The organism is Pseudomonas sp. Teo4, assembly GCF_034387475.1.
Taxonomy (GTDB): domain Bacteria; phylum Pseudomonadota; class Gammaproteobacteria; order Pseudomonadales; family Pseudomonadaceae; genus Aquipseudomonas.
Genome location: NZ_JAXCIL010000001.1, coordinates 1119473 through 1141878, shown reverse-complemented (window position 1 = coordinate 1141878; position 22406 = coordinate 1119473). Strand labels below are relative to the sequence as shown.

Sequence of the window (22406 nt, the reverse complement as noted above, 5' to 3'; positions counted from 1 at the left end):
GGCGATCAGGCGCGGATGTAGCGCATCACTACGTCGCAGATCATCGCCTTGTGGCGCTGCTTGACGCTGTCGTCGGAGAAGTCGATCTGGAAGATGTCGCCGAAGGTATGGCGGTTCGACACGCGGTAGAAGCAGAACGAGCTCATCAGCATGTGCAGGTCGATGACTTCGATGCCGGGGCGGAACACGCCCTCTTCCACGCCACGCTGCAAGGTCCGGCTAAGCGCCTGCAGCACCAGGCTGCTCATCTCGCGGATGACCGGGGTCTTCTTGACATACTCGCCGTAGTGGATGTTCTCGGTGCAGACCATGCGCACGAAATCGACGTTGCGGTCGTGGTGGTCGAAAGTGAACTCGGCCAGGCGCTGGATCGCCTGCTCCACCGGCAGCGATTCCAGGTCCAGGCTTTGTTCGGTCTTGCGGATGTCACCGTAGAGCTTGATCAGACACTCGACGTACAGCTGCTCCTTGCTGCCGAAGTAGTAGTAGATCATGCGTTTGGAGGTGGCCGTACGCTCGGCGATGGCATCGACCCGTGCGCCAGCCAGCCCTTGCTGGACGAATTCGTTGATCGCGGCCTGGAGGATGTCCTCGCGCGTTTTCTCGGGGTTGTTCTTGCGCGTTTTGCGCACCCCTTCGATCTCAGGCTGGCCGAGGCTGACTACGGAATCACTCATACCCACTCACAGGCTGTTTATTGGAATGAGGGGATTATCCGTGACCTCGGCGATACAGGGAAGCACGCTGTTGGTCGGGTAGCGTCGCGGGGGTTGTGGTGCCTGTGAGATCGAGCGCCGCCCGCGCGGCGCATCGCGAGCAAGGCTCGCTCCTACGTTTGTTTCGGGCCAGTTATGCCTGTGAAATTTGCGCGCGAACGCCTTGGCGCATGGCTTGATATCGAGTCGTACACACAAGGCGGTCGCGCGCGCCTCTCACAGGTGTTATTGGCCGTAAACAAACGTAGGAGCGAGCCTTGCTCGCGATGCGCCGCGCGGGCGGCGCTCGATCTCACAAGCCCTACAAACCCTAAAGCCTGCTCCCGCCTCGCTTACAACACCGGCTTGCGCGCCGCGCCGCTGCGTCGCTTGGCCATCGCCGCCAGACGCACCGCGACGTTGGCCGCGCCATAACCGGCATAGCCGCCCTTGCGCTGGATGATTTCGAAGAAGAAGCGCTCCTCGAATGCCTCGGTATAGACGTGGAACAGCTCGCCGCCCTGGGCATCGCGGTCGTACAGCACGTTGTAGTACGCCAGCTCGCTGAGGAACTCGTCATCGAAATCGAAGCGCGCCGCCAGGTCGTCGTAGTAGTTCAGCGGAATCTCCAGCAGTGGCACGCCAGCCTCCTTGGCCCTGGCTACTTCGCGGAAGATGTCATCACAATCGAAGGCGATGTGGTGCACACCCGAGCCACGATAGCTGGACAGCGCATGGGCGATGGCAGTGTTGCGGTTTTCCGAAATGTTCAGCGGCAGACGCAAGTTACCGCACTGGCTGCGCAGGGCGCGGCTCTTTACCAGGCCATAGGGGTCGGGCAACACCACTTCGTCATCGGCGGCGAAATCGAACAGGCTCTTGTAGAACAGCACCCAGCTGTCCAGCGACTCGGCCGGCAGGGCCAAGGCCATGTGGTCGATGCGGCGCAGGCCACCGCTGGCGGTGGCGTTGGGGTCCAGGGAGAAGTCGGTGTCGTAAAGCGAACGACCTTCACGCCCCTGCTCCACCAGGTAGATCAGGCTGCCATCCGGCGCGCGCACTGCCGGCACTTCGCATTCGTTAGGGCCGACCAGGCCGCGGAACGGTTGGCCGCGGAAGTCCGTGGCTCGCTGCAGCGCCGCCTGCTGGTCCTTGACCCGCAGTGCCGTGGCGCACAGCGATGGGCCATGGGCCTCGAAGAAGTTGTGGCCGAACGAGTACGGCTCGGCGTTCAGCACGATGTTGATATCGCCCTGGCGCAGCAGGCGCACGTCCTTGCTGCGGTGCTGACCAGCCTCGGCGAAGCCCAGGCGCTTGAGCCAGCCGCCCAGGCGCGCACCGACGGCCTCGTCCACCGCGAACTCAAGGAACTCCACACCGTCGTAGGCGCTGGCCGCTGGCGGCGCGAACAGCACGCCTGGTTCGATGGGCGTGGCCTCTTGCTCCAGGCGCAGGCGAGTCTGTTCTTCGAGGTACAGCAGCGAACGCAGGCCATCGGCGGCATTCTGCCGGGGTGGCGCTGCGCGGAAACCGTCGTTGAAAATCTCCAGCGACAAGGGGCCGCGATAGCCGGTGGCCAGAATCGGTGCAAGGAAGCCCGCCAGGTCCATTTCGCCCTGCCCCGGGAAGCAGCGGAAATGGCGGCTCCACTCCAGCACATCCATGGCCAGGATCGGCGCATCGGCCATCTGCACGAAGAAGATCTTGTCGCCAGGAATATCGCGAATCGCCGCCGGGTCGCCCTTGAGCGACAGGGTGTGGAAGCTGTCGAGGATCACGCCCAGCGCCGGGTGGTCGGCCTGACGCACCAGGTTCCAGACCTGCTGGTAGGTGTTCACATGGCGGCCCCACGCCAGGGCTTCGTAGCCGATGCGCAGGCCGCGCTTGCCAGCATGCTCGGCCAGCAGGCGCAGGTCATCCACCAGCAGCTGCTCTTCACCCAGGGCATCGGCCTGGACGTTGCTGCACACCAGCACCAGGTCGGTGCCCAGCTCTTGCATCAGGTCGAATTTGCGCTCGGCCCGGTCGATGTTCTTCTGCAGTCGGTCACGGCGGCAGCCTTCGAAATCACGGAAAGGCTGGAACAGCGTGATGGCTATTCCTAAATCGGCGCACATCTGCCGAACTTCGCGGGGGCTACCGGCGTAATAGAGCAGATCGTTCTCGAAGATCTCAACGCCGTCAAAACCGGCGGCGGCGATGGCTTCGAGCTTTTCCGGCAGGGTGCCGCTCAAGGACACGGTGGCTATCGAACGCTGCATGCTGGAGTACCTTGTTATTGGAGCGCGGCGCGGGGCCTGCGCGGAGGACGACGATGCCGAAACCCCGAACAGGTTTCTGGCACGATCAATTATTCGCAGGTAAAGTCCTGTCAGCAATCAGTTTGTACGAAATGGTTAGTTTTGCGTTCGATTACCGAACAAAACCGGTTTTGGCGAATTGATCAAATGCCAACCCGTGGGCAACTATGAACCCCAGACGCAGGCACACCGACGACCCGATTCTGCCCAGAAGGTCACTCGACGGAACCTGCGCCGAAGCGCCCAGCGTCACCACATAATAAGTTCAATAAACCGGGTACCGACCTATGCACACTCCAGTCGCCTTGCGATCCGCACCTGCTCGCTCGTTCTCCCTTCGCACGCCCCGTTTGCGATTGCTCGCCATTTAGCAACGCCCCCTACTCCCGATATCGATCGCACCCTCTGGCCTCATCGTCGCCTCGCGAACGCTGCCAGCCGTGCGGTAACCAACAAGAACAACGGAGACAACGATGGCCCACTCCAGCTCTCAAGCCAAAAAGGCGACCGCCAGCGGATGGATCGGCTCGGCACTCGAGTACTACGACTTTTTCATCTACGCCCAGGCTGCGGCGTTGATTTTCCCGCAGATCTTCTTCCCCAATACCGACCCGAAAATGGCCATCATCGCCTCGCTGGCCACCTACGGTGTCGGCTACCTGGCCCGCCCGGTCGGCGCCTTCGTGCTCGGCCACTGGGGTGACACCCGCGGTCGCAAGAACGTACTGCTGCTGTGCATGTTCCTGATGGGTCTGTCGACCATGGCCGTGGGCCTGCTGCCCACCTACCACGACATCGGCCTGCTGGCTCCGGCGCTGCTGGTGCTGCTGCGCCTGGTGCAGGGCTTTGCCGTGGCCGGCGAGATTTCCGGTGCCAGCTCGATGATCATGGAGCACGCACCGTTCGGCCGGCGTGGCTACTACGCCAGCTACACCTTGCAGGGCGTACAGGCTGGCCAGGTGATGGCGGCGGCGGTATTCCTGCCACTGGCCTACTTCATGCCTAGCGAAGCCTTCAACGACTGGGGCTGGCGTATTCCGTTCCTGATGAGCGCATTTGTCTTGGTGGCAGGCTTCATCATCCGTAAGGAAGTGCATGAGACCCCGGCCTTCGTCAAAGAAGAGAAGCAGGACAAAGTCGCCAAGTCGCCCATCAGCGAAGCGTTCCGTCACAGCTGGAAGCACATGGTGCTGGTGATGTTCATGGCGCTGATGAACGTGATCCCGGTGGTGGCCACCATCTTCGGTGCGGCCTACGCAGTACAACCGGCCTACGGCATCGGCTTCGACAAGAGCGTGTACCTGTGGATTCCGGTGGTGGGCAACATCGTTGCGGTGCTGGTGATTCCGTTCGTGGGTAACCTGTCGGACAAGATCGGCCGCCGCCCGACAATGATTACCGGTTGCCTGGGCTCGGGTCTGCTGGCCTTCGTCTACCTCTACGCGATCAGCATCCAGAACGTACCGCTGGCCTTCGCCGCCTCGATCGTGATGTGGGGCCTGGTGTACCAGGGCTACAACGCAGTGTTCCCAAGCTTCTACCCAGAGCTGTTCCAAACCCGCTACCGTGTGTCGGCCATGGCCATCGCACAGAACATCGGCACCATGCTCACCGCCATGCTGCCTGCGCTGTTCGCCTTCGTTGCCCCACCAGGTTCGGACAACATCCCACTGGTGATCGGCGGGCTGGCGTTCTTCATCACCTGCGTATGCGCCTTCGCCGCCTACCTGGCACCGGAGACCCATCGCCTGGCCATGGAAGACCTGGGTAACCCACAGGCCAAACCGATGGAAAAAGAAGCCTACGAGGCCAGCCGCAAAGGCAGCTTTCAGGCAGTAGGTCACTGATACACAAGGGGGCCGCTTAGCGGCCCCCAGCTTTTTCAGCCGTTGACGATTTCCTGCAAGCGCCCCCACAACTGCTCGACATGCTCACGCTCGGTCGGCAGCGCCCCCACCGATACCCGCACCATCCAGCGCCCATCCAGCGTGGCAGGTGTCACGTAAGCATCCCCGGAACCATTGAGCCGCTCAGCCCAGCTTCTGGTATGGGCATCCAGCGCCTCACCTTCCAACCCTGCCGGCCGATGGCGGATGCACAGCGTCTGCAATTGCACCGGTGCCAACAGCTCCCACTCCGCCATTGCCTCCACCTGCTCGGCCAGCCAGCGGGCATTGTCCAGGTCCCGACGCAGACGTTGCTGCAGGGCTTCTACCCCTTCGCTGCGCAGCATGAACCACAGCTTCAAGGCACGGAAACGGCGGCCAAGCGGAATGCCCCAGTCGCGCAGATTCTTCACTTCGCCATCCACCGCCGACTGCAGGTAGCTGGGGTTGGTGCTCATTACCCGGATCAGGTGCTGCGGGTCACGCACGTAGTAGATCGAACAATCGAAGGCCACGCCCAGCCACTTGTGGGCATTGACCACCACCGAATCGGCCAGCTCGATGCCATCCCACATCCAGCGGCATTCCGGGAGGATCATCGCCGAACCGGCCATGGCCGAATCGACGTGCAGCCACAGGCCGTGCGCCTGGGCCACCTCGCCGATCGGGCGTAGCGGGTCGAGTGCGGTGGTGGCGGTAGTGCCGGTGGTAGCGACGACCGCGCAGGGCTGGTTGCCGGCCGCCAGGTCTTGCTCGATGGCCGCACGCAGCGCCTCGGGGCGCATGGCGAACTGCTCGTCAACGGCGATCAGGCGAATGTTGTCGCGTCCGAAACCTGCCAGCAGCGCGGCCTTGTCCACCGAGCTGTGGGCGTGGGCGCTGACATAGACGATCAGCGGTTTCGCTTCGGCCTGCAGGCCGCCTCGGACCAGGGCGTAATCGGTGGCCCGTTCGCGGGCGCAGATCAACGCCACCAGGGTACTGGTCGATGCGGTGTCCTGGATCACCCCGCTCCATTGGTCCGACAGACCCAACAGCTGGCGCAGCCAATCCAGGGTGGTTTCTTCCAGCTCGCTCAGTGCTGGGCTGGATTGCCATGACAGGCCCAGGACGCCCAGACCAGTGCTGAGGAAATCGCCCAGTACCGATGACAGCGTGCCGTTGGACGGGAAGTAGCCGTAGAAATTCGGGTGCTGCCAGTGCGACAGGCCAGGCATGACCAGTTGGTTGACGTCGTCGAGAATCGCCTCGAACGGCTCGGCTTGCTGGGGCGCGGCGCTGGGCAGCGACGCCTTGAGGTAGCCAGGCTCTACCTGTGCCATGACCGGGCGCTCGGCGATGCCTTGGCGATAGTCTGCGATCAGGTCGATCAGTTGGTGGCCGTACTGGCGGAATTGTTCGGGGGTCACGTGCGCACTCCTGTGGGTTGTCTATCGCCAGTACCGGCCTCTTCGCGGGCAAGCCCGCTCCCACAGGTACAACACAGCTCTCATGATGTGTGGTGATCCTGTGGGAGCGGGCTTGCCCGCGAAAGGGCCGGCACTAGCAACACAATGCCCCCAGTCTAGGCGCCTATGCCTGCGCGAATAACCCCGCTTCGCGCATACCTCCTATGGCAAAGGCGCATGCCCGCCCTGCACACCGAACTGCGATTGCCGCCACAGCTCGAATACCCGGTTGCGCAACCAGCGGTGCTCGGCCGACGCCTGCAGGCGCTGATGCCACACCACCCAATAGCGCTGGGTGTGCTCGATAAAGCCCAACGGCCGCCACACCAGCGCGTGCAGCCGGCACAATTGGCGGGCAATGTGCTCAGGGACAGTCGCCACGGCCTGGCTGTTGCCAACCACCTGCACGGTGGCGGAGAAAAACGGCACCTCAAGACCAACCCGCCGCTGCAGGCCTTGGGCGCGCAGGTGGCGATCGATGAAGCTGTCCTTATCGCCGCCACCGGAGATACGCACATGTTTGAACGCCAGGTAGTCGTCCTGGCTCAGTGTTTCCAATGCAGCCAACGGATGGTCCTGGCGCATCAGGCATACCGCACGGTCCTCGCCCAACAGGCGGCCGTGCAGGTTGGGCGGAGACTCGTCGAACAAGGTGGTGGCCAGGTCGATTTCACCACTGGCCAGCAGCGCGTACTGGCCGGCCTTCCAGGTGCGGTACTCCAGGGTCACGCCGGGGGCTTCGTGCTCCAGCGCTGCCACCAGCAAGGGCAGCATGTGCTCGGCGACGTAATCGGAGGCAGCCAGGCAGAAGCGGCGTTCACAGCGGGCTGGGTCGAAGGTGGCGGGCTGGCGCAAGGCCTGAAGCTCTTCCAGCACCTGGCGCAAGGGCTCGACCAATGCTTCGGCGTGTTCGCTGAGCACATAGCCACGGCCTTGGCGCACCAACAGCGGGTCGTCGAAGGCCTCGCGCAGATGGGCCAATTGACGGCTCAGGGCTGACTGGCTGACACCCAGGCGCTCGGCCGCGTGGCTGAGGTTCTTGAGCTGCAGCAGGCAGTCGAGGGTGCGCAGGTGGGCAAGGCTGAGGGAGGCGAAGGTGGGGTTCATCGGTATCGGCTCCGAGACGCTGGCGAGGGCTTTGCCCTCGATCGCAGGCTGCGCCAGCTCCCACCGGCGTCCGAACCTAGAGGGTGTGGACTGTCCCCAAGGGCTGGATTTGTGTCCAACTTCTTGGGGCAGTTCAGGTGTGTGGGAGCTGGCGAAGCCTGCGAAAGGCCGCAAAGCGGCCCCAGCGTTTAAGCAGTCAGGCCAACGTAGACGTTCTGTACGTCGTCGTTTTCGTCGATCGCCTCAAGGAACGCTTCGACCTCGGCCAGGGCTTCAGCGCTCAGGCTGGCAGCGCTTACCGGGTTCTTCGGGGTATAGCCGATTTTCGCCGAGGTCACGGTGAAACCGTGGTCTGGCAGGGCCTTCTGCACGGCATCCAGGTCGGTGGTGTCGGTGATGAACAGGGTCGAACCCTCTTCTTCGCCTTCTTCGAAGTCCTGGGCGCCGGCTTCGATGGCCGCCATTTCCGGGTCGGCATCACCACTCGGGGTAGCCTCGATCAGGCCGACGTGGTTGAAGTCCCAGGCCACCGAACCGCTGGCACCCAGCTGGCCCTTGCGGAACAGCACGCGAATCTGGGCAACGGTGCGGTTGACGTTGTCGGTCAGGCACTCGACGATCAGCGGCACCTGGTGAGGCGCGAAGCCCTCGTAGCTCACCGCCTGGTACTGCACGGTATCGCCATCGAGCCCGGCGCCCTTGCGAATCGCCCGCTCCAGGGTTTCACGGGTCATCGAGGCTTTCTTGGCCTGTTCGATGGCCAGGCGCAGGCGCGGGTTCATGTCAGGGTCGGCGCCGGACTTGGCGGCGATCTGGATCTCTTTGGACAGCTTGCCCATGACCTTGCCTTTGGCGTTGGCCGCGGCTTCTTTATGTTTGGCTTTCCACTGTGCGCCCATGTCGACTCTCTTTGTTTCAGCGGCCGGTTCAGGAAGCGACCGGCCAAAAGTGGGTGCAGTTTATACGCCCTCAAGCCGTGTATCGACAAGTAATCTCATGCTTTGTCGGCCTTCCCCGCCGCCGCTGCAAACCGTGCCAGCCGCTCATCCAGCCGCCGTGGCCGCACACCACGGTCCTCGGCGCGCTCCTTGCGACGGATGGCGTTGCGCACCATCAGCGACCCCAAGTAACGAATTGGCTCCGGCGGGAACAGCCCCAGCGGCCCCTTGACCAGCGGCGAGCGGGTCCACGGGTTGTCCATCCCCAGCGCCAGCGACGAGAGAATCTGCCCGCCCATGTGACACGGCCCCACGCCACTGCCGGAATAGCCAAAGCCGTAGAACACGTTGCCCTGCCCGTCCAACCGCCCAAAGAACGGTAGGCCCGTCACCGAACGGTCCGACGGCCCGTTCCAGCTGGCCGCCAGCGGCACCTCGGCCAGCGCCGGGAAGAACTCGCCCAGGCTTTCGCGCAGCAGTGGCCGGTAGGGCGACGGTTGGTCGAACACTGGCAACATGCGGCCACCATAGGCGAATGTGTTGCCTCCTTTACCGAGCATCAGCCGGCCATCGGAAGTGTTGTGGTAGTAATGCACGAAAATGCGCGAATCGAGCACGCTGATGCCGTTATCCAAGCCAATATCGCGAAGCAGATCGGGACAAGGCTCGGTAATCACCATATCGCTCGAAACGATGGCCACACTACGCTCGAACTGCGGGAATGCGCGCGCCATCCAGGCATTGAGGCCGAGCACCACGCGGTCGGCGCGTACCGTGCCTTGGGCAGTGCGCACCTGTACCTGGGCGCCGTGTTCGAGGCCGGTCATGGCCGTGCCCTCATGGATCCGCACCCCGCGCTGCAGGGCCACCCGGCGCAAACCGCGCACCAGCTGGCCCGGCTGCACGGTGGCGGCGGCCGGCGAGAACCAGCCTTCGAGGTGTCGCGCGGAACCTGCCAGGCGCTGCACCTCATCCAGAGGCAGGCGCTGGAATGAATTGACCCCCTTCTGCTCCAGCGCCGCGATCACCGCATCGGTGGCGCCGACCTGAGCCTGGTTGGTGGCGGTGTACAGCGTGCCGTCCAGACGGTAGTCGCAGTCGATGCCATTCTCGGCGCAGAACGCGCCGATGGCACCGATGCTGCGTTCCGACTCGCGCACCAGGCGCACCGCCTCGGCCACCCCGAACAGCCGCTCCAGGGTGAAGTACTTGGCCGACCAGGACAGTGCGCAACCGCCGTTGCGCCCACTGGCACCGGCACCGCAGATGTCTGCCTCGATCAGCAACACATCCAGTGCCGGCACGGCCTCCTTGAGCATCAGCGCAGTCCACAGCCCGGTGTAGCCACCGCCGACGATGCACACATCGCAACGGGCATCGCCTTGCAGTGGCGGGCACACGGCGGCCTGTTCCGAATCCAGGGCCTGTTGCAGCCAGAAGGGTCTCATGGGTTTCTTTCCTTCAAGTACGCAGTGGCTTGATTGCCATGCTGGTGTTAGGGGCCACGTCACTGGCCTGGGCGACACTGGCTGGACGGCTGTTCCAGTGCGGCAGCAGCACCAGTGCCGAGAACAGCGCACAGCCGGCGAACACGATGAACACCGTGACGCTGTCGAAGTAGCCCGGCAGCAGGCCGCCTAGTACCGCGCCGACCGAGCCGCAGCCGTTGACGAAACCGGCCGCCGTGGCGCCGGCCTTGGCCGTGCCGAAATCGATGGCCGCCGCGCCGCTGATCATCGAGTCCGGCCCGTACAGGGTCAGGCCCATGACGAACAACAGGCTCACCACCAGCACCACACTGCCGCTGTGCATCGCCGCCATGAACGCCGCCAGGGCCACGGTCAGCAACACCAGGCTGATCACGCAAGCCGGCATGCGCCGCGCACCGAACAGCTTGTCCGAGGCCAGGCCGATCATGATCGGGCCGAGCAAACCGGCCAGTTCGAAGGCCGTCGGAATGATCGCCGCACCCACCTTGCCCACCGAAGGCATCTGCTCGAACACGATCACCGGCCCCCACAGCAAGATGGCGTAGCGCGCGGGCTTGAGCAGGAAGTACGCCAGGCCCAAGGTCAGCACGGTACGGTTGCGCAGGATTTCGCGCAGGGGCGCCCAGACGCTGCGCAGGTTCGAACCCGGCGCCATGCTCTGGGGCTCGGGTTCCACTGCGGGCAGGCCGACGTCCTCGGGCTTGTTGCGCTGCAGGAAGAAGAACAGCACTGCGACAGCAGCTACCACGGCGGCACTGGAAAAGAACGCCGCATGCCAGGTGCCGACCAGGGTATAGGCCCACCAGCCGGCGAACGGCGATGCGACCAGGCCGCCAAAGGCATAGCAGGAACTCCACAGCCCCAGTACCCGGCCCCGCTGCGACGCCGGGAAGAAACTGCCGATGTTCTTGCACAGCCCCGCCCAACCGGTGGACTGCGCCAGGCCTTGGATCAGCATGCAGGTGGCGAAGATCGGGAAGGTCGCGTAGCTGCCCATCACCACCGCCGCGGCGGCCGAAATCAGCAGGCCGCCCAGTACCACGACACGGGGACCGTAGCGGTCGGCGAGCATGCCCCAGGTGAACTGGCCCACGGCGTAGGCAGCCAGGTAGATCGCGTCGAGGTTGGCCATGGCGGCCTTGTCGAGCATGAAATTCGGGTCTTCACCGATGCCGAGTTTGGCCACCGAGAAGGCTTTGCGGGTGAAATAGAAGGCGGCGTAAGCCAGCCAGGTGATTGCAAAAATCTGGACACGCCAACGCTTCATCGCGGCTAGGGATTGATTCATTTGACTCTGACCTCTTGCTCAAGTGTGCCGGCAGAATGTGAATAAACGCCTGTCTTGTTTTTGTGTTGCGCACTGCATGACGGTGGCTCGTCATCTGGTCAGATGGCGCCGTGTGGGCACCATGGCCACAGGCATCCGCTTGTGGCGGTGGGCTCGGGCTGATCGGTATGGAAACAGCTACTGACTGATAAATAAAATCGATTTAAGGTATTTCACACATAAGCCCAGCTTGTTACTGGAGACGTCATGTCGGTTTCCCACGCTCAACTCAAGGCCTTCCATGCCGTGGCGGTGCACGGCAGCTTCACCCGCGCGGCAGAAAAACTGTTCCTGACCCAGCCGGCGGTGTCCGACCAGGTACGCAAACTCGAAGAGCGCTTCGGCGTGCTGCTGTTTCATCGCAACAAACGTTCGGTACAGCTGACCGACCTGGGCGAACGCCTGCTGGGCATCAGCCAGCGCCTGTTCGCCTGCGAGGCCGAGGCCCATGAACTGCTGCAGGACTCCCAAGCCCTGCACACCGGCAGCCTGGTCCTGGCGGTGGATGCACCGGTCCACGTGCTGCCGCAGATCGCCCGTTTCTGCCAGCGCTACCCAGGCATTCAGGTGAAGATCGAAACCGGCAACACCGATGAGTCCCTGGCCCGCTTGTTCAGCTACCAGGCCGATCTGGCGCTGCTGGGCCGCGACGTCGACGACGAGCGCCTGTACTGCGTGCCATTGCGGCGCGACCCGATGGTGGCGTTTGTCTCCCACCACCACCCCTGGGCCAGCCGTGGCTCGATCAGCCTGGCCGACCTGGACGACACGCCACTGGTGCTTCGCGAGCCCGGCTCGGTGACCCGGCAAACACTGGAAGAAGAGATGCAGCGCGCCGGCCTGCGCATTCGTCCGGCGATTCAAGTCGAGGGCCGGGAAGCCGCACGGGAGGCGGTGGTCGTGGGGATTGGCGTGGGGGTCGTATCGGCTGCCGAGTTCGGTGCCGATGCCCGGGTGTGCGCGTTGCCGATCGTCGATTGCCAACGGCATTTGACCGAAACGCTCGTTTGCTTGAGCGAACAACGCACACGGCGGGTGGTGGCGACTTTTCTACAAATGGTGCAAGAGGCATTGTGAGCCGTCGCGTTTTTCAACGTTATGTGTAAAAATACACAAAATGTTTACTTAACAGCTCGCCATGCCTCCTATGCCTTTGCTTCAAGAGCGCCAACTCACCCTCAACGTGCTCAAAGCCGCCCTGCAGGCCTTGGGCAGCGTTGCGGCACGCAATATGGAAATTCTCCTGCACGACCTGGATCATCCGGAGCGTTCGGTGGTGGCTATCGTCAACGGCCACCTTTCAGGCCGGACGCTGGGCAGCCCGATTCTCGCAGCCCCGGAACAGGACCAAGGTTTCAAGGCCCTGATGCAGGCCACGGTCGACCAACCCGGCAGTACGCCTGTCGTGGTGCCCGATTACCCCACCACACTCAAGGGCCGAACCCTGCGCAGCGCCACGGCGATCTTCCGTGACAGCAGCGGCCACCCCTTTGCCAGCCTGTGCGTGAACACCGACGTGACCGACCTGGACGCCGCACTGGCCTTCCTCCAGCAACTCAAGCCACTAGGCGCCAGTGCCCCGGCCCCGGCTGGCGAGCCCGCTGCCATGGAAGAACTGATGGCCGAGATCATCCAGGGCGCCCTGCAGCGTAGCGGCCACGGGCGGATGAACAAGCAGGCCAAGGTCGAAGCCGTGCGGGTGATGCAGGAACGTGGCCTGTTCATCGTCAAGGGTGGCGTGGAGAAGGCTGCCACGGCGTTGGGCGTCACCCGTTACACCATTTACAACTACCTGGAGCAACTGCGCGGCGAGAGCAACGCGGCTGCCCGTGACGATTGACCTGCGGAGCTACCCATGACCTTGCACATTCATACCCCCCTGATCGAATCCCGGCCTTTGTCGCTCGCTGCCGGCCGGTCGGTGTGGCTCAAGCTCGAAGCCTTGCAGCCCTGCGGCTCGTTCAAGTTGCGCGGGGTCGGCCACGCCTGCGAAACGCACCATGCGCGTGGTGCGCGGCACTTCGTGTCGTCCTCGGGCGGCAACGCTGGCCTGGCCGTGGCCTATGCAGGCCGCAAGCTGGGCGTACCGGTAACGGTGGTGGTGCCTGAAACCACCACCGAACGCGCCAAGGAACTGCTGCGTCTGGAGGACGCCAAGGTGGTGGTGCACGGCAGTTCCTGGCAAGAGGCCAACGAACTGGCGCAGACCCTGGTCGGGCCGAGCGACGCCTTCATCCACCCGTTCGACGACCCACTGTTGTGGGCCGGCCACGCCAGCCTGGTCGATGAGCTGGCCCAGGCCGGTTTCAAACCCGATGCGGTGGTGCTGTCGGTCGGCGGTGGCGGCCTGCTCAGCGGCGTGGTCGAAGGGCTCAAGCGCAACGGCTGGAACGATGTACCGGTGCTGGCGGTGGAAACCGAAGGCGCCGCATCGCTGAACGCGGCCATGCAGGCTGGCCACTCGGTGGAGCTGGAACGCATCGCCTCGGTGGCCACTTCGTTGGGCGCCAAGCGCGTGGCCGATCAGGCGTTGCAATGCGTGCGCAGCCATCCGGTGCACAGCCTCCTGGTCAGCGACCGCGACGCACTGCTGGCCTGCGAGCGCTTCCTACTCGATCACCGGGTGCTGGTCGAGCCCGCCTGCGGCGCTGCGCTGGCCTTGGCATATGCCCCGCAGGCATTGGCGCAGTACCGCAATGTGCTGGTGGTGGTCTGTGGTGGAGCCACGGCGACCCTGGAGCAGATCCAGGCCTGGTTGGCGGCGGCGCAGTAGTCCGCCGCTCGCGCCCTTTCGGTGGTGTGGTACGGGTCGTCGATCAGATTCCCGCCAGCCACCGGAAGCGGCGATTAGGATAGTCATATTCGTCTGTTCAACTGGCCCGCGCGAAAGACTGATGGCACATCGGTTACTTCCCGCCACATAACTCTGACGAAATGCGTCTTCCGCCCTTTCGATATGCGGAAAGTGAAGGCACAATGCGTGTCCTTTTTTTGGCCGGCCTGGCCGGGGGCCTTTAAATGATCAAGACGCCGTACTACCTCATCGATAAAACCAAGCTGCTGGGCAACATGGAGAAGATCGCCTACGTGCGCGAACACTCCGGTGCCAAGGCCCTGCTCGCCCTCAAGTGCTTCGCCACCTGGTCGGTCTTCGACCTGATGCAGCAGTACATGGACGGCACCACCTCGTCGTCGCTGTACGAGCTCAAGCTCGGCCGCCAGAAGTTCGCCGGTGAAACCCACGCCTACAGCGTGGCCTGGGCCGACGACGAAGTCGAAGAAATGCTCGAGAACTGCGACAAGATCATCTTCAACTCGATCGGCCAGTTGCAACGCTTCGCCGAGCAGTCCGAAGGCAAGGTTCGCGGCCTGCGCGTCAACCCGCAGGTGAGCAGCTCCGACTACCTGCTGGCCGACCCGGCCCGCCCGTTCAGCCGCCTGGGCGAATGGGACCCGGCAAAGATCGAGCAGGTCATCGAGCAGATCTCCGGTTTCATGTTCCACAACAACTGCGAGAACGGCGACTTCAGCCTGTTCGACAAGATGCTCTCGCACATCGAGGAACGCTTCGGCCACCTGTTGCACAAGGTTCAGTGGGTCAGCCTCGGTGGCGGCATTCACTTCACCGGCGAAGACTACGCACTGGACGCCTTCTGCGCGCGCCTGAAAGCCTTCTCGGAAAAATACGGCGTGCAGGTCTACCTGGAGCCGGGCGAAGCCGCCATCACCAACAGCGCCTCGCTGGAAGTGACAGTGCTCGACACCCTGTACAACGGCAAGCACCTGGCCGTGGTCGACAGCTCCATCGAAGCGCACATGCTCGACCTGCTGATCTACCGCCTCAACGCCAAGATGGCCCCCAACGACGGCGAGCACACCTACATGGTCTGCGGTAAGTCGTGCCTGGCCGGTGACATCTTCGGCGAGTACCAATTCGACCGTCCGCTGGCCATCGGCGATCGCCTGTCGTTCATCGACGCGGCGGGTTACACCATGGTCAAGAAAAACTGGTTCAACGGTCTGAAAATGCCGGCCATCGTGGTCAAGCAGCTCGACGGCAGCGTCGAGGTCGTCCGCGAGTTCGGTTTCGAAGACTACGTTTCCAGCCTGTCGTAAGACCGGCTTTCAGTAAGGAGCAAGGGATAAATTGAAGAAGAACGTTCTTATCATTGGTGCAGGAGGTGTCGCCAAGGTGGTGGCCCACAAGTGCGCGCAGCATAACGACGAACTCGGTCGTATTGCCATTGCGTCGCGGAACATCTCCAAATGCCAGGCCATCATCGACAGCGTCAAGGCCAAGGGTAGCCTCAAGGTACCCGCCGACATCCAGGCCTTCTCGCTCAATGCCCTCGATGTCGAGGCAACCAAGGCACTGATCCGCGAGACCGAATCGCAGATCGTCATCAACGTGGGGTCCGCCTTCCTCAACATGTCGGTGCTGCGTGCCTGCATCGATACTGGTGTCGCCTACCTGGACACCGCCATTCACGAAGAACCGGGCAAAATCTGCGAGACGCCGCCCTGGTACGGCAACTACGAGTGGAAACACCTCGAAGAGTGCCAACAAAAGAACATTACCGCCATTCTTGGTGTCGGCTTCGACCCGGGTGTGGTGAACAGCTACGCGAAACTCGCGCAGCAGCAATACTTCGACACCATCGAGTCGATCGACATTCTCGACGTCAACGCCGGTTCCCATGGCAAGTACTTCGCCACCAACTTCGACCCGGAAATCAACTTCCGCGAGTTCACCGGTCAAGTATGGAGCTGGCAGAACAGCCAGTGGACCAGCAACACCATGTTCGAGGTCAAGCGTACCGACGACCTGCCGGTGGTAGGTTCGCAGAACCTGTACCTGACCGGTCACGACGAAGTTCACTCGATCTCGAAGAACCTCAACGTGCCGAACGTGCGTTTCTGGATGAGCTTCGGCGAGCACTACATCAACGTGTTCACCGTGCTGAAGAACCTCGGCCTGCTCTCCGAGCAACCGGTGAAAACCGCCGAAGGTCTGGAAGTGGTGCCGCTGAAAGTGGTCAAGGCCGTGCTGCCTGACCCGGCCTCCCTGGCCCCGGGCTACACCGGCAAGACCTGCATCGGCGACCTGGTCAAGGGCACCAAGGATGGCCAGCCACGCGAAGTGTTCATCTACAACGTCGCGGACCACGAAGAAGCCTACGCCGAAACCGACAGCCAAGGCATTTCCTACACCGCTGGCGTACCGCCAGTGGCTGCAGCCCTGCTGGTCGCTCGTGGTGAGTGGGATGCCAAGCGCATGGTCAACGTCGAGGAACTGCCAGCCGAGCCGTTCCTCAAGGCGCTGGACGTGATGGGCCTGCCCACCCGCGTGAAAGACGAAAAAGGCGACCGTCCTTGGGACGCTGAAGCCTAAGCAGCAACACGAAGGGGCGCCGAAATGGCGCCCCTTCTGTTTCCAGCGTCGGCCACTTCGCGGGTAAACCCGCTCCCACAGGAATCGCACAGGTCTGGAATACAGTGGTGCACCTGTGGGAGCGGGTTTACCCGCGAAGTGGCCGGTACAGGCTCACCGCTTACTTACGCGCTTCCAGAATCAAGTTGAACGGCGTCTGCGTCGCCCGCCGGAACCGAGTGAACCCCGCCTCCTCGAACACCGCCCGCAAACGCGCCTCCCCGGCTTGCGCGCCAAGCCCCAGCCCCACTTCCTGGGACAGCGAATTCGGCGTGCAGATGAACGTCGAAGCCGCATAGAACAACCGCCCGACCGGCGTCAGGTTGCCGTCCAGCGAATCCTCGGCATAAGGCTCAACCAGCATCACCGTGCCATCTGGTTTGAGCGCCCGATAGGCATGCCGCGCCGCGCCCACCGGGTCGCCCATGTCATGCAGGCAGTCGAAGAAGCACACCAGGTCATGGTCATGCCCTGGGTAGTCCTTGGCCGAAGCTTTGTGGAAGCTCACCCGCTCGCTCAGCCCGGCCTCGCGGGCACGTTCGGTAGCGGTGGTAATGGACGGCGCATGATAGTCGTAACCGGTGAAGGTCGAGTTTGCAAACGCCTGGGCCATGACCAGCGTCGAAGCCCCGTGGCCACATCCCACATCCGCCACCTTCGCCCCTGCCTGCAGTTTGGCCACCACACCGTCCAGCGCCGGCAGCCATTCAGCGACCAGGAAGGTTCGGTAACCCGGGCGGAAGAACCGCTCCGTACCACTGAACATGCACGGGTGATGGTCACCCCAGGCCAGGCCACCGTCCCCGCGCATGGCCGCCACTAGCTTGTCCTTGTCATGGAACAGCGCCGCGATCACCGCCGCCCCGCCAGCCATGTAGGCCGGGGAATCCTCCAGCGCCAGGGCCATGGCCTGCTCTTCAGGCAATACGAAGCTGCCCTTTTCATGAACCATGTAGCCAGAGGCCGCTTGGGCGTTCAGCCATTCGCGCACCAACCGTGGGTGACAGCCAGTCTTGGCTGCAAGCGCCTCGGGGGTTGTCGGTTGACTGTCGGCCATGGCGCGGTACAGCCCCAGCTCATCGCCAAGAATGACATTGGCCAGCGTCGCCGCCGCGCCCATGTCGCCGACCAGCTTGCCCATGAAATCGTGAAGCCTTGCCTCGTCCATAAACAGCCCTCCTCTGCAAGAAGGCCACCGTCAACGAGGGCAGTCCTGTCCGGGGGCGGTGGTCGGATGGATGTAAGCTCGCCGCTGTGAGCTGAATGTAAGTTTAGATGTCCATTTCCAGGTGCAAAGGGCTTTGGACTACAGAGTCTGTCGGAGAGCGGACCAAGGCTCTCGGCCCCTTCCGGTGCAATTGAGCAATACCATCAACGGCCTATCAACCGGACCGTGAAGTATTTCAACATGGACGATGAAAAGTTGGCTGAACTCATCGGCTTCAAACAAGCTGCTCGAGACCAGGTCATCCAGGCAACTGCCCGCAGGAACGCGTCGCTCGGTATCAGGCTGAAGGTCGCAGAAATCGATGATAGGGCCATCGTCGCCCATGAGCACTGGCACCCCGACCCACATGACTTCGGCTGGCAACGCGTCCTGCACTGGAAGTCCAGGCATGCGCACGCCTATGCGCTCGACATTGCCCTCTGGCACGACGATCAACTGGCTGGCCTCTGTTGGGCTTCTCCACAGGGCAGCAGGGAGAAGATCATGGTTCTGTACTTGCAGCGCAACCCGGACGACAGCCTGGCCACTCGTGGTTACGTGGCCCCCTTGTGCATGAGTGGCGTTCGCTATTACGCCATCTTGCTCGGCCTGCGCTGGGTTGTGGTCAAGGACCCGCTCCCTGAAGCTCGGGTAGCCTATCAAATGAATGGTTTCCGCCAGGTAAAAGGCGTCGGCCTTGCCTACGACTTGTCCCCTACTTATTCTGCAATCAACCACGAGGAGCACCGCGATGGCGACTAAGCACTGCGATTTCAGCGCAAATGTTGCGCATTACAAGGCCATTGCCGACGAGAAGCTTTCAAGGCTGCGCGAGTCGGTACGCTTCGATGGCTTCCTCACTGACGAAGCCATCGAAGCGTTCAGCAAGGTCGAAGGCTCTGCTTATGCTGGCCGTCCGCTGAAAAAACGCAGAGCCACATGCCCCTGAGTAACGTGCTGGCCCCTCCCAGCCAGCACCTTGGGCGTTTCCGTCAGTTTTGGAGCGCACGCGCCGCCAGCTTCTCCAGCAATGCCTTGGCCAGCACCTTGTCAGAGAACGGGTTCTGCCCGGTAATCAGTTCACGGTCCACCACCACGTTCGGCTGCCAGGCCGTGGCGTAGCGCATGTCACCACCGGCCCCGGCCATGGCCTTGGCCGGGTAGAACAGCAGGCGGTCATCCTTGAGCGAGCCTTCGAACACCTGCTCTTCCGGGTCGGAGAAGATGGTCATCTTGTAGCCCTGATAAACCCAGTCGCTAGCTGCCGGCTTTTCACCTCGGGCCAGCGCTGCCTGGTAACTGGCCGGGTCCTTTTGTGCCGACAGCAAGGCGATCGGGCCATGGCAGATCGCAGCCGTCGGCTTGCCCGCCTGATGGAAGTGACGCAGCAAGGCGCCGACCTCGGGGTTGTTCGCCAGGTCGATCAGCGGCGCATGGCCACCCGGGATGAACAGCCCGGCGTAGCGATCCAGATCACCCGCCAGCACCTGCTTCACCGACAAGGTGTCACCAATGTCCGGCAAGCCCTGCACGACCTTCTGAATTCGCTGCATCTCGGCCGAGTCGCCACCGAAGTATTGAGGGTCGATCGAGCGCTGGTCGACGCTCGGCGCATTGCCCTTGGGCGTGACCAGCACCAGTTTGTAGCCAGCCTTGAGCAACTGGTCGGCAGGTACACCGAACTCGTTGAGGTAGTAACCGGTGGCGTAACCTTTGCCGCCCTGCAGCGGCAGCTGGTGCTCGCTGGACAGCAGCACCAGCACTTCACCTTTAGGTGCGGCATTGACGGTGCCGGCAAGCAATGCGCCCGCCACGGCCAGCGCCAGGGTAAATGTCTTGTTCATGCAGCGATCTCCCGATCAAGCGAAAAGTGGGCCCATCCTACCCAGCGCGCTATGATTCGTTTATTCGAAAGCTTTCATGTCTGTGATTCGCAAAATGAATATCAGCAACAAAGACCTGAACCTGCTGCACCTGTTCCACGTGCTGTACCAGGAGCGCAATGCCACCCTTGCCGCCGAGCGCATGGCCCTGAGCCAGCCCGCACTCAGCCACAAGCTCAACAAGTTGCGCCACCAGTTTGGCGACCCACTGTTCGTCCGCGCCCCCCGTGGCCTTACCCCAACGCCACGGGCCCACGAACTGGCGCCCGAGGTACAACGGCTGGTGGAGGGGCTGGAAGCGTTCTACGAGCGCTGCGATGGCCAGGACTTCCTCGCCCGCCCTGCCCGGCTGCACCTGTACAGCACCGACTACATCGAGCAGACCTTGCTGCCAAAACTGCTGCCGGTTCTGCGCGAACAAGCGCCGAACCTGGTGCTGATCACCCATAACACCCGCGGCCAGCTCCCCCGCGAGGCGCTGGAGAAAGGCAGTTGCGACCTGGCCATCGCCGGCTTTTACACCGACCTGCCAGACACCTTCCACCAGCAGCGTCTGCTCAGTGAGGACTTCGTGGTATTGGCGTGGAAACACAACCCGCACCTGGCCCAAGGTCTGGACCTGGATGGGTTTCTGCGCTGCGATCACCTGCTGACTACGCTGACAGGCGACCTCGACGGCCTGGTCGACCGCGCCTTGCACGCCCAGGGGCGCAGCCGCAAGGTGGTGGCGGGGCTTTCCAGTTTCCTGGCGCCGGCAAGGCTCGTACGGGGTACCGACCTGCTGCTCACCTGCCTGCGCTCGGTGGCAGAGGAAGCCACCGAGCGCGATCAGGACCTGTGCTTTCACCCGCTACCATTGGCGCTGCCGCAGGTGGAGGTGATGCAGATCTGGCACGAGCGGACCCATGCAGACCCGATGCGGCGCTGGTTTCGCCAGCAGGTGTGGGCCGCGGCCCAACCCTGAGGCTCAAGGCGTACCGGCAGCGGATGGCGGGTCGAGCTGCAACACTTCGTTGGTGTAGCTCCATTCCTCCAGCACCTTGTCCGGATGGTCATTCAGGCGAATGCCGTACGACGGAATGATCTGCTTGATCTTCTTCTGCCACGGCGCGGAGGCAACCTTGTCCTTGAATACCTTGTTCAGCAGATCGAGCATGATCGGCGGCGCGGTCGAAGCGCCCGGCGATGCCCCCAGCAGCCCAGCGATGCTGCCATCCTTGGAGGTGACGATCTCGGTACCGAGCTTGAGCACGCCGCCCTGGTTCTCGTCCTTCTTGATGATCTGCACCCGCTGGCCGGCCTGCCACAGGCGCCAGTCCTCCTTCTTCGCTTCAGGGAAGTAGGTGCGCAGCGCCTCGAAACGGTCATCGTCCGATTGCAGCACCTGGCCAATCAGGTATTGCACCAGGTCGAATTCACGCACGCCCACCCGCACCATCGGCCAGGTGTTGTGCACGCTGACGCTGGCGAACAGGTCAAGCAATGAGCCCTGCTTGAGGAACTTGGTGGAGAACGTCGCGAACGGCCCGAACAGGATCATGCGCTTGCCGTCGAGCACCCGGGTGTCCAGGTGCGGCACCGACATCGGCGGAGCGCCGGTCGCGGCAATGCCATAGGCCTTGGCCATGTGGCGCTGGGCGAGGGCTGGGTTGTCGGTCACCAGGAACGAGCCCCCCACCGGGAAGCCTGCATAATCCTTGGCTTCGTCGATGCCCGATTTCTGCAGCAGCGGCAACGCGGCACCACCGGCGCCGATGAACAGGAACTTGGTGTCGGTGGCCGCGGAGCTGCCATCCTTGAGGTTCTTGTACTCGACGTGCCAGGAGCCATCTTCGTTGCGCGTGATGCTCTCCACTTCGGTCGACAGCTTGAGGTCGAAATTCGGGCGGGTTTTCAGGTAGCCCACGTATTGCCGGGTGATCTCGCCAAAATTGACGTCCGTGCCGATAGGCGTCCAGGTGACGGCCAGCTTCTGATTGGGGTCGCGCCCCTCCATCATCAGCGGCACCCACTTGCGGATCTGCTCGTGGTCCTCGGAATACTGCATGGGCTTGAACAGAGGGCTGGCCTGCAGCGCTTCGTAGCGTTTCTTCAGGAAACGGATGTTATCGTCGCCCCAGACAAAGCTCATGTGCGGCGTGGTGTTGATGAACGAATGCGGGTTCTTCAGCACCCCCTGCTTGACCTGCCAGGCCAGAAACTGCCGGGTGATCTGGAACGATTCATTGATCTCCACCGCCTTGCTGATGTCGATCTTGCCGTCTTTCTCCGGGGTGTAGTTCAGTTCGGCCAGGGCCGAATGCCCAGTGCCAGCGTTGTTCCAGCCGTTGGAGCTTTCCTCGGCCACCTTGTCCAGGCGCTCGACCATCTCCATCGACCAGCCCGGCTCCAGTTCGTTGAGCCAGATGGCCAAGGTCGAACTCATGATGCCGCCACCCACCAACAGCACGTCGACCCGCTTGGTCTCGGCGGCCTGGGCACCTAGCATGCCGCAGGCCAGCGTCAGGCCGGCAATCAGCCATCTCGACTTGATCGTGATCTTCATGTTCGCTCCCGCAAGGCCGTACACACCTTGCTGTGATCCGTAGGGTTTCCTTTCCGTTTACCGACACCAGCATCCTGGGGTCGGTCCGTCGCCTGAAGTCCTGCACAAGCTTAGCTGAGGGTTTTAGTCGGGCATCACTTGCAAACCGG

At 62.8% G+C, this 22406-nt stretch carries 19 protein-coding genes; 9 read left to right on the top strand and 10 right to left on the bottom strand.

Annotation, left to right across the window (positions count from 1 at the left end):
* Positions 1-5: 5 nt before the first annotated feature.
* Together PspTeo4_RS05430 and quiC are read right to left on the bottom strand one after the other, a co-directional pair.
* On the bottom strand, positions 6-677 hold the full coding sequence (locus PspTeo4_RS05430; RefSeq protein WP_322362717.1) for a TetR/AcrR family transcriptional regulator: 672 nt from the start codon (positions 675-677) through the stop codon (positions 6-8).
* A 371-nt stretch (positions 678-1048) separates the two neighbouring features.
* On the bottom strand, positions 1049-2956 hold the full coding sequence (gene quiC, locus PspTeo4_RS05425; protein ID WP_322362716.1) for a 3-dehydroshikimate dehydratase QuiC: 1908 nt from the start codon (positions 2954-2956) through the stop codon (positions 1049-1051).
* Between the two features lie 512 nt (positions 2957-3468).
* On the opposite strand from quiC, the gene PspTeo4_RS05420 reads away from it, so the two are divergent.
* Positions 3469-4842 (top strand): MFS transporter, encoded by a 1374-nt coding sequence (locus PspTeo4_RS05420; protein ID WP_322362715.1) that lies wholly within the window; start codon positions 3469-3471, stop codon positions 4840-4842.
* Positions 4843-4877: 35 nt separating this feature from the next.
* Here the strand turns inward: PspTeo4_RS05420 and PspTeo4_RS05415 are convergent, their stop codons facing one another.
* The 5 genes from PspTeo4_RS05415 to PspTeo4_RS05395 form a co-directional block, all read right to left on the bottom strand.
* A complete protein-coding gene (locus PspTeo4_RS05415; protein ID WP_322362714.1) occupies positions 4878-6290 on the bottom strand; it encodes a DOPA decarboxylase in 1413 nt (470 codons plus the stop codon).
* A gap of 201 nt (positions 6291-6491) precedes the next feature.
* On the bottom strand, positions 6492-7436 hold the full coding sequence (locus tag PspTeo4_RS05410; protein ID WP_322362713.1) for a LysR family transcriptional regulator: 945 nt from the start codon (positions 7434-7436) through the stop codon (positions 6492-6494).
* 188 nt (positions 7437-7624) lie between these two features.
* Positions 7625-8335 carry a YebC/PmpR family DNA-binding transcriptional regulator gene (locus PspTeo4_RS05405; protein WP_322362712.1) on the bottom strand — a complete coding sequence of 237 codons (711 nt, stop codon included), beginning with the start codon at positions 8333-8335 and terminating at the stop codon, positions 7625-7627.
* A 95-nt stretch (positions 8336-8430) separates the two neighbouring features.
* Positions 8431-9822 (bottom strand): FAD-dependent oxidoreductase, encoded by a 1392-nt coding sequence (locus tag PspTeo4_RS05400; protein WP_322362711.1) that lies wholly within the window; start codon positions 9820-9822, stop codon positions 8431-8433.
* Positions 9823-9835: 13 nt separating this feature from the next.
* Positions 9836-11152, bottom strand: a complete 1317-nt coding sequence (locus PspTeo4_RS05395; protein ID WP_322362710.1) for an MFS transporter — start codon at positions 11150-11152, stop codon at positions 9836-9838.
* 246 nt (positions 11153-11398) lie between these two features.
* Here PspTeo4_RS05395 and PspTeo4_RS05390 point away from each other — a divergent pair, with 246 nt between their 5' ends.
* The 5 genes from PspTeo4_RS05390 (at position 11399) to PspTeo4_RS05370 (ending at position 16583) form a co-directional block, all read left to right on the top strand.
* Positions 11399-12268 carry a LysR family transcriptional regulator gene (locus PspTeo4_RS05390; protein ID WP_322362709.1) on the top strand — a complete coding sequence of 290 codons (870 nt, stop codon included), beginning with the start codon at positions 11399-11401 and terminating at the stop codon, positions 12266-12268.
* A gap of 61 nt (positions 12269-12329) precedes the next feature.
* A complete protein-coding gene (locus PspTeo4_RS05385) occupies positions 12330-13031 on the top strand; it encodes a helix-turn-helix transcriptional regulator (protein WP_416196901.1) in 702 nt (233 codons plus the stop codon).
* A 15-nt stretch (positions 13032-13046) separates the two neighbouring features.
* The gene (locus PspTeo4_RS05380; RefSeq protein WP_322362708.1) at positions 13047-13964 is read left to right on the top strand and encodes a pyridoxal-phosphate dependent enzyme; all 918 of its coding nucleotides are present in this window, start codon (positions 13047-13049) and stop codon (positions 13962-13964) included.
* 245 nt (positions 13965-14209) lie between these two features.
* Positions 14210-15307, top strand: a complete 1098-nt coding sequence (locus tag PspTeo4_RS05375; protein ID WP_322362707.1) for a carboxynorspermidine decarboxylase — start codon at positions 14210-14212, stop codon at positions 15305-15307.
* A gap of 31 nt (positions 15308-15338) precedes the next feature.
* Positions 15339-16583 (top strand): saccharopine dehydrogenase family protein, encoded by a 1245-nt coding sequence (locus PspTeo4_RS05370; protein ID WP_322362706.1) that lies wholly within the window; start codon positions 15339-15341, stop codon positions 16581-16583.
* A gap of 160 nt (positions 16584-16743) precedes the next feature.
* Here the strand turns inward: PspTeo4_RS05370 and PspTeo4_RS05365 are convergent, their stop codons facing one another.
* A complete protein-coding gene (locus PspTeo4_RS05365) occupies positions 16744-17790 on the bottom strand; it encodes a class I SAM-dependent methyltransferase (protein WP_322362705.1) in 1047 nt (348 codons plus the stop codon).
* A 240-nt stretch (positions 17791-18030) separates the two neighbouring features.
* Between PspTeo4_RS05365 and PspTeo4_RS05360 the strand changes: the two genes are divergently transcribed.
* Positions 18031-18591 carry a hypothetical protein gene (locus PspTeo4_RS05360; protein ID WP_322362704.1) on the top strand — a complete coding sequence of 187 codons (561 nt, stop codon included), beginning with the start codon at positions 18031-18033 and terminating at the stop codon, positions 18589-18591.
* Complete coding sequence (locus PspTeo4_RS05355; protein WP_322362703.1) at positions 18581-18778, top strand: hypothetical protein; 198 nt, start codon at positions 18581-18583, stop codon at positions 18776-18778. The genes PspTeo4_RS05360 and PspTeo4_RS05355 overlap by 11 nt, the downstream gene beginning before the upstream one ends.
* Before the next feature lie 43 nt (positions 18779-18821).
* On the opposite strand, the gene PspTeo4_RS05350 is transcribed toward PspTeo4_RS05355, so the two are convergent.
* Entirely contained in the window at positions 18822-19673 is an 852-nt protein-coding gene (locus PspTeo4_RS05350) for a type 1 glutamine amidotransferase domain-containing protein (RefSeq protein ID WP_322362702.1), read from the bottom strand.
* A 94-nt stretch (positions 19674-19767) separates the two neighbouring features.
* Between PspTeo4_RS05350 and PspTeo4_RS05345 the strand changes: the two genes are divergently transcribed.
* Positions 19768-20676 (top strand): LysR family transcriptional regulator, encoded by a 909-nt coding sequence (locus PspTeo4_RS05345; protein ID WP_322362701.1) that lies wholly within the window; start codon positions 19768-19770, stop codon positions 20674-20676.
* Positions 20677-20679: 3 nt separating this feature from the next.
* On the opposite strand, the gene mqo is transcribed toward PspTeo4_RS05345, so the two are convergent.
* A complete protein-coding gene (gene mqo / locus PspTeo4_RS05340; protein ID WP_322362700.1) occupies positions 20680-22257 on the bottom strand; it encodes a malate dehydrogenase (quinone) in 1578 nt (525 codons plus the stop codon).
* Positions 22258-22406 lie beyond the last annotated feature (149 nt).

Excerpts from the sequence above, each read along its gene's own strand:
- PspTeo4_RS05405 (WP_322362712.1), bottom strand. The coding sequence starts at position 8,335 with ATGGGCGCACAGTGGAAAGCCAAACATAAAGAAGCCGCGGCCAACGCC.
- PspTeo4_RS05380 (WP_322362708.1), top strand. The coding sequence starts at position 13,047 with ATGACCTTGCACATTCATACCCCCCTGATCGAATCCCGGCCTTTGTCG.
- PspTeo4_RS05400 (WP_322362711.1), bottom strand. The coding sequence starts at position 9,822 with ATGAGACCCTTCTGGCTGCAACAGGCCCTGGATTCGGAACAGGCCGCC.
- PspTeo4_RS05375 (WP_322362707.1), top strand. The coding sequence starts at position 14,210 with ATGATCAAGACGCCGTACTACCTCATCGATAAAACCAAGCTGCTGGGC.
- PspTeo4_RS05395 (WP_322362710.1), bottom strand. The coding sequence starts at position 11,152 with ATGAATCAATCCCTAGCCGCGATGAAGCGTTGGCGTGTCCAGATTTTT.
- PspTeo4_RS05355 (WP_322362703.1), top strand. The coding sequence starts at position 18,581 with ATGGCGACTAAGCACTGCGATTTCAGCGCAAATGTTGCGCATTACAAG.
- PspTeo4_RS05390 (WP_322362709.1), top strand. The coding sequence starts at position 11,399 with ATGTCGGTTTCCCACGCTCAACTCAAGGCCTTCCATGCCGTGGCGGTG.
- PspTeo4_RS05365 (WP_322362705.1), bottom strand. The coding sequence starts at position 17,790 with ATGGACGAGGCAAGGCTTCACGATTTCATGGGCAAGCTGGTCGGCGAC.
- quiC (WP_322362716.1), bottom strand. The coding sequence starts at position 2,956 with ATGCAGCGTTCGATAGCCACCGTGTCCTTGAGCGGCACCCTGCCGGAA.
- PspTeo4_RS05385 (WP_416196901.1), top strand. The coding sequence starts at position 12,330 with ATGCCTCCTATGCCTTTGCTTCAAGAGCGCCAACTCACCCTCAACGTG.
- PspTeo4_RS05410 (WP_322362713.1), bottom strand. The coding sequence starts at position 7,436 with ATGAACCCCACCTTCGCCTCCCTCAGCCTTGCCCACCTGCGCACCCTC.
- PspTeo4_RS05345 (WP_322362701.1), top strand. The coding sequence starts at position 19,768 with ATGAATATCAGCAACAAAGACCTGAACCTGCTGCACCTGTTCCACGTG.
- PspTeo4_RS05360 (WP_322362704.1), top strand. The coding sequence starts at position 18,031 with ATGGACGATGAAAAGTTGGCTGAACTCATCGGCTTCAAACAAGCTGCT.
- PspTeo4_RS05420 (WP_322362715.1), top strand. The coding sequence starts at position 3,469 with ATGGCCCACTCCAGCTCTCAAGCCAAAAAGGCGACCGCCAGCGGATGG.
- PspTeo4_RS05430 (WP_322362717.1), bottom strand. The coding sequence starts at position 677 with ATGAGTGATTCCGTAGTCAGCCTCGGCCAGCCTGAGATCGAAGGGGTG.
- mqo (WP_322362700.1), bottom strand. The coding sequence starts at position 22,257 with ATGAAGATCACGATCAAGTCGAGATGGCTGATTGCCGGCCTGACGCTG.
- PspTeo4_RS05350 (WP_322362702.1), bottom strand. The coding sequence starts at position 19,673 with ATGAACAAGACATTTACCCTGGCGCTGGCCGTGGCGGGCGCATTGCTT.